The sequence below is a fragment of the Streptacidiphilus jeojiense genome (assembly GCF_000719095.1).
GTDB lineage: Bacteria > Actinomycetota > Actinomycetes > Streptomycetales > Streptomycetaceae > Streptacidiphilus > Streptacidiphilus jeojiensis.
In genome coordinates this window covers 396,316-411,907 of the sequence record NZ_JOEH01000004.1, presented here as the reverse complement: position 1 = coordinate 411,907, position 15,592 = coordinate 396,316, and the positions used below count along the sequence as shown (strand labels likewise).

At 72.0% G+C, this 15,592-nt stretch carries 16 protein-coding genes; 5 read left to right on the top strand and 11 right to left on the bottom strand.

What is annotated here, in order from left to right; translation table 11 throughout:
* Positions 1-166 precede the first annotated feature (166 nt).
* Entirely contained in the window at positions 167-601 is a 435-nt protein-coding gene (locus IF29_RS0106700) for a Fur family transcriptional regulator (protein WP_030250940.1), read from the top strand.
* A gap of 144 nt (positions 602-745) precedes the next feature.
* On the opposite strand, the gene IF29_RS0106695 is transcribed toward IF29_RS0106700, so the two are convergent.
* The 4 genes from IF29_RS0106695 to leuA form a co-directional block, all read right to left on the bottom strand.
* On the bottom strand, positions 746-1,579 hold the full coding sequence (locus tag IF29_RS0106695) for an isoprenyl transferase (protein ID WP_030250937.1): 834 nt from the start codon (positions 1,577-1,579) through the stop codon (positions 746-748).
* Positions 1,580-1,598: 19 nt separating this feature from the next.
* Complete coding sequence (gene recO, locus IF29_RS0106690) at positions 1,599-2,345, bottom strand: DNA repair protein RecO (RefSeq protein WP_030250934.1); 747 nt, start codon at positions 2,343-2,345, stop codon at positions 1,599-1,601.
* A 46-nt stretch (positions 2,346-2,391) separates the two neighbouring features.
* Positions 2,392-3,063, bottom strand: a complete 672-nt coding sequence (locus IF29_RS0106685; RefSeq protein WP_030250931.1) for a TerB family tellurite resistance protein — start codon at positions 3,061-3,063, stop codon at positions 2,392-2,394.
* Between the two features lie 219 nt (positions 3,064-3,282).
* Positions 3,283-5,049 carry a 2-isopropylmalate synthase gene (gene leuA, locus IF29_RS0106680; protein WP_030250929.1) on the bottom strand — a complete coding sequence of 589 codons (1,767 nt, stop codon included), beginning with the start codon at positions 5,047-5,049 and terminating at the stop codon, positions 3,283-3,285.
* A gap of 292 nt (positions 5,050-5,341) precedes the next feature.
* Here leuA and IF29_RS0106675 point away from each other — a divergent pair, with 292 nt between their 5' ends.
* The gene (locus tag IF29_RS0106675; protein ID WP_030250927.1) at positions 5,342-6,391 is read left to right on the top strand and encodes a M4 family metallopeptidase; all 1,050 of its coding nucleotides are present in this window, start codon (positions 5,342-5,344) and stop codon (positions 6,389-6,391) included.
* 93 nt (positions 6,392-6,484) lie between these two features.
* Complete coding sequence (locus IF29_RS0106670; protein ID WP_030250925.1) at positions 6,485-6,754, top strand: protealysin inhibitor emfourin; 270 nt, start codon at positions 6,485-6,487, stop codon at positions 6,752-6,754.
* On the opposite strand, the gene IF29_RS0106665 is transcribed toward IF29_RS0106670, so the two are convergent.
* Positions 6,751-9,261, bottom strand: a complete 2,511-nt coding sequence (locus IF29_RS0106665) for a beta-glucosidase family protein (RefSeq protein WP_030250923.1) — start codon at positions 9,259-9,261, stop codon at positions 6,751-6,753. The genes IF29_RS0106670 and IF29_RS0106665 overlap by 4 nt on opposite strands.
* A gap of 132 nt (positions 9,262-9,393) precedes the next feature.
* Here IF29_RS0106665 and IF29_RS0106660 point away from each other — a divergent pair, with 132 nt between their 5' ends.
* A complete protein-coding gene (locus tag IF29_RS0106660; RefSeq protein WP_030250921.1) occupies positions 9,394-10,425 on the top strand; it encodes a LacI family DNA-binding transcriptional regulator in 1,032 nt (343 codons plus the stop codon).
* 27 nt (positions 10,426-10,452) lie between these two features.
* Here the strand turns inward: IF29_RS0106660 and era are convergent, their stop codons facing one another.
* The 5 genes from era to IF29_RS0106635 form a co-directional block, all read right to left on the bottom strand.
* The gene (gene era, locus IF29_RS0106655; protein ID WP_198037321.1) at positions 10,453-11,448 is read right to left on the bottom strand and encodes a GTPase Era; all 996 of its coding nucleotides are present in this window, start codon (positions 11,446-11,448) and stop codon (positions 10,453-10,455) included.
* 41 nt (positions 11,449-11,489) lie between these two features.
* Positions 11,490-12,071 carry a Uma2 family endonuclease gene (locus IF29_RS0106650; protein WP_030250916.1) on the bottom strand — a complete coding sequence of 194 codons (582 nt, stop codon included), beginning with the start codon at positions 12,069-12,071 and terminating at the stop codon, positions 11,490-11,492.
* 92 nt (positions 12,072-12,163) lie between these two features.
* Positions 12,164-12,319 carry a hypothetical protein gene (locus IF29_RS45860; RefSeq protein WP_157623626.1) on the bottom strand — a complete coding sequence of 52 codons (156 nt, stop codon included), beginning with the start codon at positions 12,317-12,319 and terminating at the stop codon, positions 12,164-12,166.
* A 130-nt stretch (positions 12,320-12,449) separates the two neighbouring features.
* Entirely contained in the window at positions 12,450-12,812 is a 363-nt protein-coding gene (locus tag IF29_RS0106640) for a hypothetical protein (RefSeq protein ID WP_030250914.1), read from the bottom strand.
* 31 nt (positions 12,813-12,843) lie between these two features.
* Positions 12,844-13,278 (bottom strand): nitroreductase/quinone reductase family protein, encoded by a 435-nt coding sequence (locus tag IF29_RS0106635; RefSeq protein WP_030250912.1) that lies wholly within the window; start codon positions 13,276-13,278, stop codon positions 12,844-12,846.
* A 154-nt stretch (positions 13,279-13,432) separates the two neighbouring features.
* Between IF29_RS0106635 and IF29_RS0106630 the strand changes: the two genes are divergently transcribed.
* Positions 13,433-14,311: an LLM class flavin-dependent oxidoreductase gene (locus IF29_RS0106630; protein WP_030250910.1), complete on the top strand. Its 879-nt coding sequence runs from the start codon at positions 13,433-13,435 to the stop codon at positions 14,309-14,311.
* Between the two features lie 43 nt (positions 14,312-14,354).
* Here IF29_RS0106630 and IF29_RS0106625 read toward each other — a convergent pair whose 3' ends face one another.
* Positions 14,355-15,566, bottom strand: a complete 1,212-nt coding sequence (locus tag IF29_RS0106625; RefSeq protein WP_030250906.1) for a M20 metallopeptidase family protein — start codon at positions 15,564-15,566, stop codon at positions 14,355-14,357.
* Positions 15,567-15,592 lie beyond the last annotated feature (26 nt).

Sequence of the window (15,592 nt, the reverse complement as noted above, 5' to 3'; positions counted from 1 at the left end):
GGTGGGCGTCCGGGCCCGTGGCGCGTGCGGGCGCCGGAAAGCCGGTCCCGGCTGGCACAATGGCGACGGCACCGATTGTTCGAAAGCCCACCGTTCCAAACCCCACCGTTCGAAGCCCTGCTGTTCGAAACCCTGCTGTTCGAGAGCCCGCCCCAGAGGAGTCCCGGTGACGCCGTCGCCCGCGCAGCGAGCATCAACGCAGCCGTCGTCCCCCGCCCGGTCGACCCGGCAGCGCACCGCGGTCTCCTCGCTGCTCGCCGAGGTCGACGACTTCCGCAGTGCGCAGGAGTTGCACGACCTGCTGAAGCACCGGGGCGACTCGGTCGGGCTCACCACCGTCTACCGCACCCTGCAGTCGCTGGCGGACGCCGGCGAGATCGACGTCCTGCGGACCGACGACGGCGAAGCCGTCTACCGACGGTGCAGCAGTGGGCACCACCACCACCTGGTCTGCAGGTCCTGTGGACGGACGGTCGAGGTGGAGGGACCGGCGGTGGAACGCTGGGCCGAGGGGGTCGCCCGCGACAACGGGTTCGTGGACGTGGCCCACACACTGGAGATCTTCGGGACGTGCGCGGAGTGCGCAGCGTCCGAGGGCTAGCTGACAGGCTCTACGTCAGTGGGTGGTTTGTCGCGCAGTTCCCCGCGCCCCTGAGGTGCTGCAACTGAGCCAGTTGCACATGCTGGGGGCGCGGGGAACTGCGCGAACGGCAACCACCCGCGACGGTCACCCTCTGCGCAAAGCTCACCCCTGCTTGGGGAGGCTCACTTCGTTGGGGAGGGCACCGCCGTAGCGGCGGTCGCGCGAAGCGAACTCCTCGCAGGCGCGCCACAGGTCGCGGCGGTCGAAGTCGGGCCACAGCACGTCCTGGAAGACCATCTCCGCGTACGCCGACTGCCACAGCAGGAAGTTGGAGGTCCGCTGCTCCCCACTGGGGCGGATGAAGAGGTCCACGTCCGGCATGTCCGGGTGGTACATGTACTTGGCGAGGGTCTTCTCGTTGACCTTCTTCGGGTCAAGCCTGCCGGAGGCCACGTCCGCCGCCAGCGCCGCCGCAGCGTCGGCGATCTCCGCGCGGCCGCCGTAGTTGACGCACATGTAGAGCGTCATCGCGTCGTTGTCGCGGGTCATCTCCTCGGCGACCTGGAGCTCCTGCACCACGCTCTTCCAGAGCTTCGGCATCCGCCCGGCCCAGCGGATCCGGATCCCCATCTCGTTCATCTCGTCGCGGCGCCGGTGGATCACGTCGCGGTTGAAGTTCATCAGGAAGCGGACCTCCTCGGGCGACCGCTTCCAGTTCTCGGTGGAGAAGGCGTAGAGCGAGAGGTTCTTCACGCCCAACTCGATGCAGCCCTTGAGCACGTCCAGCACGACGCTCTCGCCGACCTTGTGGCCCTCGGTCCGCGGCAGCCCGCGCTCCTTGGCCCAGCGGCCGTTCCCGTCCATGACCACGGCCACGTGCTCGGGGACCAGCTCGCCCGGGATCTTGGGCGGCCGGGCGCCGCTGGGGTGCGGGGACGGGGGCAGGTACTCCCGCTGCCGACCGCCGCCGAAGAGTCCGCGCCGTGCTGTTGCCATGAGCTCTCTGTTCTCCAACTCAACGATCGACGTACCGGAGCGAGCGAAGCCCCCGCTCCAGGTGCCACTGGACGTACGCCGCCACCAGGCCGCTGCCCTCGCGGGCGTGCCGGGCCTCGGTGGCGTCCGCAGTCTCCCAGTCGCCGGACAGCAGCGCCCCCAGCAGAACCAGTGTCTCAGGGGAGGGTACGACACTGCCGGGCACTCGGCAGTCGGGACAGAGCGCTCCACCGGTCTGCACCGAGAAGAAGCGGTTGGGGCCCGGTATCCCGCACTTGGCGCAGTCGCCGAACGACGGGGCGTAACCGTTGACGGAGAGCGAGCGCAGCAGGAAGGCGTCCAGCACCAGCGGGGAGTCGTGCTCGCCGGTGGCCAGCGTGCGCAGGGCCCCGATCAGCAGCAGGTACTGCTGGACCGCCGGTTCGCCCTCGTTCTCGGTGAAGCGCTCGGCGGTCTCCAGCATCGCGGTGGCGGCGGTGTAGCGGCCGTAGTCGTCGACGATCCGGCTGCCGTACGGGGTGATCGTCTCCACCTGGGTGCACAGCGCCAGATGGCGTCCGACCAGTTCCTCGCCGCGGGAGAAGAACTGCACGTCGACATGGGAGAAGGGTTCCAGCCGGGCGCCGAACTTGGACTTGGTCCGGCGCACTCCGCGGGCGACCGCGCGCACCCGGCCGTGCTGGCGGGTGAGCAGGGTGATGATGCGGTCCGCCTCGCCCAGCTTCTGGGTCCGGAGCACCACCCCGTCGTCGCGGAACAGACTCATGCCCGCCATTGTCGCGCACCCGACCGACGGAGCAGGACCGGACCGCTCAGGAGTGCGGCTGCCGGGTCGCCGCCGCCAGGGTCGCGTCGATCTGCGCCGGGGTGAGCTTGAGGCAGCGCCCGGCCGCGCGCAGCACCTCGCGCTCGGTGGGGCGGTACGGGCCGTCGGCGAGCGCGACCAGGGCGCCCTGGGTGAGCAGGCGCTCCCGTCCCGGGCCGATCAGGTGCGGGGCCAGCGGCTCCAGTGCGGTGTGGAGCTCCACCGCCAGGCCGCTGCCGCAGCCGTACAGCTCGACCAGGTCCTCGTCGCCGCCGGTGAGGGCAGCGAGGGCGGCCAGCACCTGGGGCTCGTCCAGTTCGGGGTAGCCGGCGTCGTGGATCACGCCGAGGGCGGTGTCACGGGTGCTGCGGGCGGTGCCGCCGGCGGCGAGGACGGCCAGCACCACGGTGTACTGCGCGGTGCGCAGCATCGCCAGCAGATTGCCGGAGGTGGGACGCTCCAGGGCGTCCAGGCCGTAGCGGGCCCGGCAGGCGGTGCACTGCAGGGTGATTCCCGCGTCGCCCACCGGCAGCAGCGGCAGCCCGAGCAGCCGCAGCCACCTGCGACCGCCCTGGCGGCGGTAGTTGCGGTCACCGCCGCAGCCCGGGCAGAAGAACTCCCCGAGCGACTCGGTGCGCCAACGCGCCCGGAGCTCGACCAGTTTGGGGGTCACCAGCATCGTCACGGCACACTCCCCTGCCTGCAGCACCGACTCCTCTGTCGGTTGCACCGATGCTGCCATGCGCGATGACACCCTGTCAGTACCCCGTGCGGCTGCCGGATCAGAAATTTGTGGTGGAGATCACCGGCCCCCGCCAGGTTTGGCGCGGGAGCCGGTGCCCACCAGGCCGGATGCGCCAGGGGTGCGGTCCGGGCGCGATCCGGTGCGATCCGGGTGTCAGCCGCGGTGCGCCCGGTTGACGGCGCTGACGACGGCCTTGATGGAGGCCCGGACGATGCTGGTGTCGATGCCGACGCCCCACAGCACCTGTCCGTCCACGGCGCACTCCCAGTAGGAGGCGGCCTGGGCGCCGGAACCCTGGCTCAGCGTGTGCTCGACGTAGTCCAGCAGCCGGGCGTCGACGCCGATCGAGGCCAGCGCGCCGAAGAAGGCGTCCAGCGGGCCGTCGCCGGTGCCGGACAGCTCGACCGGCGAACCGTCCACCACGGCCTGGACGGTGATGGTGTCCTTGCCCTCGGCGGTGCTGCCGGTGGCGTAGGCGCCCAGCTGGATCCGGCCCCAGGGGGCGTCCGGGGTGGGCAGGTACTCGTCCTCGAAGGTGGACCAGATCTCGGCCGGGGTGACCTCGCCGCCCTCGGTGTCGGTCTTGGCCTGGATGATCTTCGAGAACTCGATCTGCATCCGGCGCGGCAGGTCCAGCTTGTGGTCGTTCTTCAGGACGTAGGCGATGCCGCCCTTGCCGGACTGGCTGTTGACCCGGATCACGGCCTCGTAGGAGCGGCCGACGTCCTTGGGGTCGATCGGCAGGTACGGCACGCCCCAGGTGTGCTCGCCGACCGGGTGGCCGGCCGCGGCGGCGTCGGCCTCCAGGGCGTCGAAACCCTTCTTGATGGCGTCCTGGTGGGAGCCGGAGAAGGACGTGTAGACCAGGTCGCCGGCGTAGGGGTGGCGCTCGGGGACGACCATCTGGTTGCAGTACTCGTAGGTGCGACGGATCTCGTCGATGTCCGAGAAGTCGATCATCGGGTCCACGCCCTGGGAGAACAGGTTCATCCCGACGTTGACCAGGTCCAGGTTGCCGGTGCGCTCGCCCTGCCCGAACAGGCAGCCCTCGACCCGGTCGGCGCCGGCCATCACGGCCAGCTCGGCGGAGGCCACGCCGGTGCCGCGGTCGTTGTGGGGGTGGGTGGACAGCGCGATGAACTCGCGGCGGGACAGGTTCCGCGACATCCACTCGATCTTGTCGGCGTAGACGTTGGGCGTGGAACGCTCCACCGTGGTGGGCAGGTTGAGGATGATCTCGCGACCCTCGGCGGGCTGCCAGACGTCCATCACCGCCTCGCAGACCTCCAGCGCGAAGTCCAGCTCGGTGTCGATGAAGATCTCCGGCGAGTACTGGTAGCCGAAGACGGTGTCCTCGGTCAGCAGCTTCTCGGCGTACTCCATCACCACCCGGGTGCCGTCCACGGCGATGTTCCTGATGTCGTCCCTGGAGCCCTTGAAGACCACCCGGCGGAACAGCGGCGAGGTCGCGTTGTAGAGGTGGACGGTCGCCCGGGGAGCGCCGACCAGCGACTCCACGGTGCGGGCGATCAGGTCCTCGCGGGCCTGGGTCAGCACGCTGATGGTGACGTCCTCGGGGATCGCGCCCTCCTCGACGATGCTGCGCACGAAGTCGAAGTCGGTGGCGCCGGAGGACGGGAAGCCGACCTCGATCTCCTTGTAGCCCATCCGCACCAGCAGGTCGAACATCGCCCGCTTGCGGGCCGGGGACATCGGGTCGATCAGCGCCTGGTTGCCGTCGCGCAGGTCGGTGGACAGCCAGCGGGGGGCCTTGGTGATGACCTTGGACGGCCAGGTGCGGTCCGGCAGGTCGACGGTGCCGAAGGGTACGTAGCGCTGGAACGGCATCCCGGACGGCTGCTGGCGCACGGTCGCGGCGGTGACAGGGGTGGGCCGCTCGTTGAAAGGCGTGTCGGACATGGGGTTCATGCTCCCTGAGAGGTTCGGGCGGAGGAAACCGACGACCGACGCTCTATACAAGCGCACAGCACAGCTCCCCGCGGCGAGGGAGTCGGCCTTGTGTGAACTACAGGCCCTCGCCGCGGCAGCTAAGAAGAAGCAGCCGGGCACGCATGATGCGTCCACCCTAGCCCAGCCTTACGGACCGCCACAGCAGAACCCAGGGATGTTCCGCCTTTTGAGACGGGACAAAGGTCCCGAAGTCCGTGCACGAGTGGTGACACAGCGTCGTTGCTGTGGCACTTTGAGTGACATGACAGTACCGGTCTTCTGCGGCATCGTCCCTCCGCACATCCTCGAACACCTGGTCGCGCACGCCGAGGACGACGCCGTCCGGGAGGCCGCGGAGCGCTCGCTGGCCCTGGACGCGCTCAACCGCGTGCACCGGGCCGAGGCACCGTCGACGCCCGAAGGGATCGTGCGGGAGCGTGTCCTGGACACCGCGGAGCGCACCGTCTGTGACGACCACCACACCCAGCGGCTACCCGGCCGGGTGGTCCGCACCGAGGGCGCGGCGCCGGTCCCCGACCAGACCGTGGACCGCGCCTACGACGGCCTCGGGGCGACCTTCGACTTCTACCTGGCCGCCTACGCCCGGCACTCCATCGACGGGCGGGGACTGCCGCTGGACGCGACCGTGCACTACGGCCAGCGGTACGACAACGCCTTCTGGAACGGCGAGCGCATGATCTTCGGCGACGGGGACGGGACGCTGTTCAACGACTTCACCGTCTCGGTGGACGTGATCGGACACGAACTCACCCACGGGGTCACGCAGTACAGCGCCGGCCTGGACTACCAGGACCAGTCCGGCGCGCTCAACGAGTCGGTCTCGGACGTCTTCGGCTCGCTGGTGAAGCAGTACAGCCTCAAGCAGACGGCGGACCAGGCCGACTGGCTCATCGGCGCGGGGTTGCTCGCGCCGGGCGTGCACGGGGTCGCCCTGCGCTCCATGAAGGCCCCGGGCACCGCCTACGACGACCCGAACCTGGGTCAGGACCCGCAGCCGGCCACCATGGCCGGATATGTCGACACCAGCGACGACAACGGCGGCGTCCACCTCAACTCGGGCATCCCCAACCACGCCTTCTACCTGGCGGCCACCGCGATCGGCGGCTTCGCCTGGGAGAAGACCGGGCAGATCTGGTACGACGTGCTGACCGGCGGGACGCTGCCCGCGTCGGCGGACTTCGCGACCTTCGCCGCGGCGACGGTGGCCGCGGCGGGGGCGCGCTACGGCGCGGCGGAGGTGGCGGCGGTGCGGGATGCGTGGGTGCAGGTCGGGGTCGTTGCACCGGCCTGACCGCCGTAGATGGTTGTTCGCGCAGTTCCCCGCGCCCCTATGGGGCGCTGCACCCCTGGTCGAACGGTCACCCTGTGCCGCACACTGGCAACCATGCGTATCCAGGTGACCCGTTCCGGCGGCTTCCTCGGCGCCCCCCGGGCCTCCGTGCTGGAGACCGAGGGGCGCCCGGACGCCCCGCACATCCACGCGCTGGCACGCGAAGCCCTCGGGGCCTGCACCCGGACGCCGACCTTCGGAGTGCCGGACGGGTTCCACTACACCATCAGCGTCGACGGCCGCAGCCCGGTGCACTGCGCCGAACCGCAGTTGACGGACAGTCAGTCCGACCTGATCGCCCTGGTGCTGGCCCAGGGCGACTAGCGCCCGCCTGCGGCAGGCAGGTCCAGGGCGACCGTCAGCCGCCGGTCGGCCACACTGCGGCCGGCCTCCACCGCATAGGTCCCGGGCCGGACCGACCAGCCCGCGTCGCCCCAGGTCTGGAAGGACCGCAGCGGCAGCGGAACCCGGGCCTCCACCGTCTCGCCCGGCTCGGCCGTCACCACGGCGAAGCCGGCCAGCCGGCGGTCCGGACGGGTGCAGTCGGAGCCGTCGGGGGCCAGGTAGACCTGGACGGTCTCGCGCCCGACGCGCGCCCCGGTGTTGCGCACCCGCACCACCGCTTCGGCGCGCGCGGCGTAGGGGTCGCCGTCACCGTCCGCGGCGTCGGCGCCCGTGCCCACGCCGAGCCGCACCTCCAACCCCTGGTACTCCCAGTCGGTGTAACCGAGCCCGTGCCCGAACCAGTACGCGGGCTGCGCGGTCCCGCGACGCTGCCAGGCCGGGTAGCCGATGAACAGGCCCTCGTCGTAGTCGAGCACGCCCTCGGTGGGCACGACCTCCCAGACCGGGCAGTCGGCCTCCTCGGCGGGCCAGGTGGTGGGCAGCCGACCGCCGGGCTCGACGGCGCCGAGCAGCACGTCGGCCAGCGCCGCGCCGGCCTGCTGGCCCGGGAACCAGGTCAGCAGCACGGCGGCGACGTCCTCGCGCCACGGCATCAGCACCGGGGCGCCCGCGTTGACCACGACCACCGTGCGCGGATTGGCCGCGGCGACCCGCGCCACCAGCTCGTCCTGGCGGCCGGGCAACGCCAGGCCGGTCCGGTCCACGCCCTCGCTCTCGACCTCCTCGGTGGTGGCCACCACGACCACCGCGACGTCCGCCGCCGCGGCCAACGCCACCGCCTCGTCGATCAGCTCGTCGGCGGTGGCCACCGGCTCGGAATGGCCGAGCGCGAAGGACACCAGGCCGAAGCCGGCGAAGCCGGAGGCCTGCGGCAGGGTGTGCGTCAGCGTCACCGCGACCGGCGCGCCGCCCGGTAGCTCCAGCTCGAACACGGCCTCCGGCGGGTTGAGGAAGGCGGCGGCGGGGTCGTCGCCCTCCAGCTGCACCACGCCGTCGAACAGCACCCGGCCCGCGGCCTCCAGAACGAACCGGCCCGCGCCCCGGATCGCCAGCCGGTGCACGCCCGTCGCCTGCAGGACCAGCGTCGCCGTGGCGCGGACGGCCCGCAGGACGTCGAAGCCGACGCCGTCCGGGAGTTCGCCGATCCAGCGGACCGAGCCGTCGGGCAGCTGAGCCGTCGTCAGCACCTCGCCTGCGGCGCCGAGCAGTTCGGCGGTCACCCCGGCCCTGAGCGGGGCCACATGGGTGCGCGGGTCCGCGCCCAGGGCGTAGCCGAGGGCCGTGCCGGCGGGCAGTGCGGCGCGCAGCCCGTCCAGCGGGCTGGTGACCCGGGTCGGGAAGACCTGGGCGCTGCCGCCTCCGCCGATCCGCGCCTCCGCGGCCGCCGCACCGATCAGCGCGACCGAGCCCAGGCCCGGCTCCAACGGCAGGATGCCGTCATTGCCGACCAGGGTGAACGAGCGCGCGGCCAGTTCGCGGGCCAGCGCCTCGCCGTCGACCGGGGCGGGCGGCTCGGCGACGACGGCGGGGGCGTCCGCCAGCAGGCCGACCCTGGCGGCCAGCCGCAGCACCCGGCGGGCCAGCTCGTCCACGGACTGCTCCGGGACGCGGCCGTCGCGGACCGCGGCGACCAGGTGCTCGCCGTAGACGGTGACCGGTCCCGGCATGGCGATGTCCAGGCCGCCGAGGGCGGCGCGGACGGTGTCGCGGGCGCCGGTCCAGTCCGAGACCAGGATCCCGTCGAAGCCCCACTCCGCGCGCAGCACACCGTTGTTGAGCTCGTCGTGCTCGCTCATGCTGCGGCCGTTGACCCGGTTGTACGCGGCCATCAGGCCCCAGGGGCGGGCCTTGCGCACGATGGCCTCGAACGGGGCCAGGTAGAGCTCGCGCAGGGTGCGCTCGTCGGCGCGGACGTCGACGGTGTAGCGCTCGGTCTCGGAGTCGTTGGCGACCCAGTGCTTGGGCGTGGTGGCGACACCGCCGTCCTGGACGCCGCCGACCAGGGCCGCGCCGATCTCGCCGGTCAGCAGCGGGTCCTCGGAGTAGCCCTCGAAGTGACGTCCGCCACGCGGGCTGCGGTGCAGGTTGACGGTGGGTGCCAGGACCACGTGCACGCCCTTGCGGCGGGCCTCCTGCGCCAGCAGGCCGCCGACGCGGTGCACCAGTTCCGGGTCCCAGGTGGCGGCCAGGGCCGTCGGCGACGGGATGGCGACCGACGGGTCGTCAGGGGTCCAGCGCTCGCCGCGGACGCCGGCCGGGCCGTCGGACATCACCAGCCGTCCCAGCCCGATGTCCTCGTTGGCGGGCAGGGACCACATGTCGGCGCCGGCGAGCAGGGCGACCTTGGCGGTCAGATCGAGTTTCCCCAGGGCGGCTTCGACGGCGGTCTCACGCATGGCGTCCTGCTCGGGGCAGTGGTTGCCCATGGTCGGCTCCCCAGGTCCACGGTTACACGTCTTCGGTTTGGTTACACGTGTCATGATGACTCGTGTAATCCCATATTTAACACCCAATCCGCCCCCGCACCAGCCCTTCGTTCTGCAAAGATGCCGATTGACATGACACAGCGATCAGCAGCCGGCACCGGCTCTCCGACCAGCGCCGACGTCGCCCGGCGGGCAGGCGTCTCCCGGGCCACCGTGTCGTACGTGCTCAACGACACCGCCGGCGGGCGGGTCAGCGAGCAGACCCGGCAGCGGGTCCGCGCCGCGGCCGACGAACTCGGCTACATCCCGCACGCCGCGGCCCGCGCGCTGCGCGCCGGACACAGCGGCATCGTGCTGCTGACCGCCGCCGACATCCCCTTCGGGCCGCTGTTCAACAAGTTCTACGCGGAACTGCGCGCCGGGCTGCACGCCCACGGCTACACCGTGGTGCTCTACGGCGACGCGGGCGACGGCAACGACCAGGGCGAGTCCGCAGCGCGGGCCTGGGCCGAGCTGCGCCCGACCGCCGTCCTGGCCGGCCCGGGCGGTTCGCTCACCCCGCGCTCGGCCGAGCTGCTGAAGCGCTCCGGAACCCGCGCGGTGATCACCCTCGGCGGCCCGCCGGTCCCGGGCGCACACGCCCTGCTCATGGACCAGCGGGAGGTCGGCGTGGTCGCCGCCGAGCACCTGCTCGGCCGGGGCCACCGCTCCATCGGCGTGATCGTGCCCACCGACCACGCCCTCGACCTCTTCAGCCTCCCCCGGCTCGCCGGGGTACGCGCCGCAGCCGATTCGGCGGGCGGCGGGGTCACCGTCGCCCGCCTGGACCTCGACTACACCGAGGCGGCCGCCGCGGAGCTGGCGGCCCGCTGGCCCGGACTGGGCCTGACGGCGCTCTTCAGCTACAACGACGAGTTCGCGATGCTGATGATGAGCGCCTTCCAGGACGCCGGCCTGCGCGTCCCCGCCGACGTGGCCGTGGTCGGCGCCGACGACGTGATGCTGTCCCGGCTGCTACGCCCCCGGCTCACCACGGTCCGGCAGACCCCGCCGGGCGGAGGCAACCTCGCCGACCTGATCGAACGGCTGATCCAGCACCCGGACGCCCCGCTGGAAGTCCACGACCTGGCCACCTCCAGGATCGTGGTCCGCGACTCGGGCTGACCGCGGGCGACCGACGTCGACGGGGCGTCAGAACCCCAGCTTGCGCAGCTGCTTGGGGTCGCGCTGCCAGTCCTTGGCGACCTTGACGTGCAGGTCCAGGAAGACCGGGGTGCCCAGCAGCGCCTCGATCTGCTGGCGCGCCACCGTGCCGACGTGCTTCAGCCTGGCGCCCTTGGAGCCGATGACGATGGCCTTCTGGCTCTGCCGCTCGATGTAGACATTGGCGTGGATGTCCAGCAGCGGCCTGCCCTCCGGACGCCCCTCGCGCGGCAGCATCTCCTCGACCACGACGGCGAGCGAGTGCGGCAGCTCGTCCCGCACGCCCTCCAGCGCGGCCTCACGGATCAGTTCGGCGACCATGATCTGCTCGGGCTCGTCGGTGAGGTCGCCCTCCGGGTAGAGCAGCGGCCCCTCGGGCAGCAGCGGCACCAGCAGGTCCGCGAGCAGCTCCACCTGGGTGTTGCCCACCGCCGAGACCGGGACGATCTCGGCCCACTCGAAGCCCAGCTCGGCGCCCAGCTGGGAGATGGCGATCAGCTGCTCGGCGAGCTGCTTGGAGTCCACCAGGTCGGTCTTGGTGACGACGGCGACCTTGGGGGTCCGCTTGATCCCGGCGAGCTCCTTGGCGATGAACTTGTCACCCGGGCCGAGCTTCTGGTCGGCGGGGAGGCAGAAGCCGATCACGTCGACCTCGGCCCAGGTCGAGCGCACCACGTCGTTGAGCCGCTCGCCCAGCAGGGTGCGCGGCTTGTGTAGCCCCGGGGTGTCCACCAGGATCAGCTGGGCGTCGGGGCGGTGCACGATGCCCCGGACGGTGTGGCGGGTGGTCTGCGGCCGGTCGGAGGTGATCGCGACCTTGGTGCCGACCAGGGCGTTGGTGAGAGTGGACTTCCCCGCGTTGGGGCGCCCGACGAAGCAGGCGAAGCCCGACCGGTGCGGGCGGGCCCCCAGAAGGGCGTCGTCGTCGGCAGCGGAGGCGGGCCTGGCGGACTGCTGGGTGGGGCGAGAGCTCATGGGAACCATTCTCCCCTATCGGGGAAGCCCATGAGGTCAGCGCAGGGACCTCACGGCCGCCGGTTCATCGCAGTCAGGTCGATGTCGATCGGAAACGGGACCTGCAGCCCGAGGTGATCACGGAAGATGCCCATCGGCACATAGGAGGCAGTCGCCCGCTCCAGCTCGAAGACGTGGACGACCGGAAGACCGTCCTCGTTCTCCACTCGCCAGAAATGACTGATCCCTGCACCCGCGTACTTGCGCGGCTTCACACCCAGATCGCGCTCCTCGGAGTCCGGGGAGACCACCTCTACGACAAGGATCACATCAGCGGGCGTGAAGCTGGTCTGCTTGGACGACGTCAACGCATCGGCCTTGATGACCAGCAGATCCGGCTCCGGGCGGTTGCGCGGGCCGATCGTGACCGTCATCTCGCGCCGCACGTCCAGGTCCTCCGGAGCGGTCCGGAACAGGCCGAGTTGGAGCAGCAGCATGGCCCGCTCGTGAAAGGCGGTCTGCGGACTCATGAAGACGAGGCTCCCGTCGAGCAGCTCCGTGTGCGGAGGCAGGTTGGGAAGCCGGTCGAGGTCGTCGGCGGTCCAGCCGCCCTCGGGCGGACGCGGCCACCCGTGCCGAGGTGCGACGGTCATCAGTGCTCCCATGAGAGGAATCCTCGCCGATGCCCTCAGCGTACCCAGTCGCCTCGGGCGATCATTCGCCCGAACGAGGGAGCGTGCACGCACTACTTGCGTTTGAACAGCGCTCCTATGCCCCCCACCACGGTGAACAGCGCCACGATGATCGAGACGGCGAGCCAGAGCGGGTTCCTGTGCTCCTGCCAGTGCCCCATCCCCATCAGCACGAACAGCACCGCTGCGACGAAACCTATGCCCCCCACGGCACCCCTTCCCTGCGTGATTCCCGGCAAGACGTCCGCCCCGCACCCTAGCGGGGTCGGGGCGGATGACAAGACGTCCGTTCGACGGAGCGTCCGGCGGAGGCGTCCGGCGGAGGCGTCCGGCGGAGGCTCAGCTCGCGGGGGTGGTGAGCCGCAGGGTGCCGTCCGGGCCGGCCAGCAGCACCGGGGTGCCGACGCCGCCGAGGTCCCGTACGGCGGCGAGGTCGTCGGCGGCCACCGCCTCGGCCGCACTGACCACGGCCGCGGCCTCCAGCCCCTTGGCCCCGCTGGCCACGGCCATCGCCACCGCCGTCTGCAGCGCGCTGAGCCTCAGCGACTCCAGGGCCACCGACCCGGCGACGTAGGTGCGCCCGGTCTCGTCCCGCACCGCTGCGCCCTCGGGCACGCCGTTGCGGGCCCGGACCGACCGCGCCAGGGTGATGATCTTCTTGTCCTCGGGATCGATGTCCACAGTGGCTGCCTCGTCGCTCATGCGTCCGAGGATAAGGCCCGGCCGGGGCGCTTCACCGCCTGGTCAGCACCACCACCGGGATCGGCCCGGGCGCCGTGGTCTGGAAGTCGTCCAACGACGGCAGCCGCTCCAGCATCACCGCCCACAGCTGCTCCCGCTCGGCGCCGGTGGCGTCCTCCGCCACGGCCTGGAAGGTCTCCGTCCCGACCTCCACCGTCACCACCGGATCGGCCGACAGGTTGTAGTACCACCCGGGCCGCGTCGGCCGCCCGCCGTTGGCCGCGAACACCGCCCACCGGCGCCCCTCGCCCCCGTCGGCCGTGATCGCCGCCAACGGCGAGACCCGCTGCTCCCCGCTCCGCGCACCACGCGTGGTGAGCAGCAGCAGGTCCGACCCCGCGAACGAGCCGCCCACCACACCCCCGTTGGCCCGGAACTCCTCGATGACCTTCTGGTTCCACTCACGCCGCTGTGCCTGGTCCACCATCCGGGCAATCCCCTTGTCGCGTCGATCGGTTCGACCTGGGACCCGGCGCGGGCCGCAGCTGCGCCGGGTCGGTGACCATCCTGCCCGCCCGCCGGGGAGCGCGCTCCCCCAACCCCGTTGATAAATGCCCGCCCCCCTGCATAGCGTGCGCGCCATGACGACTCATCGGATCGGCGTGATGTACGACCGCGACTGGGCACCGGAGGGGCTGCTGCCGTTCGCTCGGGAGGTGGAGGCGCTGGGGGTCGACGACCTGTGGGTGGTCGAGGACCTGACCTGGACCGGCTCGGTCGCGTCGGCCTCCGCCGCGCTCGCGGTGACCGAGCGGCTGCGGGTGGGGATCGGGATCGCCCCCGCGCCGTTGCGCAATCCCGCGCTGCTGGCGATGGAGCTGGGCGCGCTGGCGCGGATGTTCCCCGGGCGGCTGACGGCCGGGATCGGGCACGGGGTGGGTGAGTGGATGCAGCAGGTCGGTGCGGCCCCGCGCAGTCCGCTGGCGCTGCTGGAGGAGACGGTGCAGGCCGTGCGCGGGCTGCTGCGCGGTGAGGAGGTGACGCTCCAGGGGCGCGAGGTGAGCCTGGACGGGGTGCGGCTGGTGCACCCGCCCGCCGTGGTGCCGCAGGTGCTGGCCGGGGTGGTGCGACCGCGCTCGCTGGAGCTGGCGGGACGCGTCGCCGACGGGGCGATCATCGCCGAGGGCCACGGACCCGACGATCTGTCATCCGCGATGCAGCACATGCTCAAGGGCCGGGACGCGAAGGCGGCGCGGCCCAATCTCACCGTGTTCGCCTTCCTCTGCGTCGAGGACGACCCGCAGCGGCTCCGGACCACGGTCGGCCCCGCCCTGGACGGTCACGCCGCCTGGCTCGGCCGCTCCCCCGAGGACGTGTTCGCGGCGGCGGGCCCCGCGCCCACAGCGGCCACGCGGGTGCGCGAGCTGTGGGCGGCGGGCGCCGACACCGTGGTGCTGCGGGCGGTCGGCCCGGAGCCGTTCCGGCAGATCGAGGCGGCGGTCAGGGAGCTGCGCGGCTGACCGGCCGGAGCGCGGCCGGCCGAGCGATCCCCGCAGCCGCCGCTCAGCGACGCAGCCGGCGCAGCGCCAGCTCGGCCAGCAGCGCGGCGCCGTCGGCGAGGACCGAGTCGGCGAAGGCCGCCTCCGGCGAGTGGTTGTACGGGGCGCTCTCCGGGTCCAGGCCGTCCACGCAGGCGCCGAGGAAGAAGTAGCCGGAGGGGATCTGCTCGGCGACGTAGGAGAAGTCCTCCGCACCGGCCAGGGGCTGCTCCATCGTCGTCCAGCGGTCCTCGCCGAGCAGGGACTTGGCCGTCTGCTCGACGAACGCGGCTTCGCCGCCGTCGTTCACCGTCACCGGGTACAGGTCGGTGAAGACGGCGTCGATCTCCAGCCCGTGCGACTCGGCGACGCCCCGCACCACCCGCAGCGACTCCTCACGCACCCGCTCCCGCGCCTCCGGGGAGAAGGAGCGGACGGTGGTCTCAAAGAACGCGTCGTCCGGGATGACGTTGTTGATGGTCCCGGCGCGCAGCAGCCCGGTGGTGAGGACGACCGGGTCGAAGACGCTGAAGCGGCGGGTCACCATGGTCTGCAGCGCCAGCACCGCCTCGCAGGCCGCCGGGACCGGGTCCAGGGCGGAGGACGGCGCCGAACCGTGGCCGCCGCGGCCGCGCATGGTGACGGTGAGGGTGTCGGCCGCGGCCATGATCGTGCTGCGACGGCCGAGGACCTGCCCCTGCGGCATCGCCGAGGAGACGTGCAGTGCGTAGGCGGCGACCGGGGTGCTGCCGGAGGCGGCCAGCAGCCCCTCGTCCAGCATCACCTTGGCGCCGCCGAGGCCCTCCTCGCCCGGCTGGAACATGAAGACCACGTCACCGGCTATCTCCTCGCGCCGCTCGCAGAGCAGCCGGACCGCGCCCACCAGCCCGGCCACGTGCAGGTCGTGCCCGCAGGCGTGCATCACCCCGGGGACGGCCGAGGCGTACGGCAGTCCGCTGGTCTCCTGCACCGGCAGCGCGTCCATGTCGCCGCGCAGCAGGACGGTGGGGCCAGGCCCGGCGCCGCCGCGCAGCACCGCGGTGACCGAGCCGAGCTTCTCGCCGAGGGTGATCTCCAGCGGCAGCCCTTCGAGCGCGGCGACCACCTTGGCCTGGGTGCGCGGGAGCTCCAGGCCGATCTCGGGGTCCTGGTGCACGGCGTGCCGCAGGGCGACCAGCTCGGGCTGGAGACGGCGGGCGGATTCGAGCAGGGGCGGCAGTGGCGCGGTGGAGGTCATGGGGTCAGGAGTATCACTGGACCGCG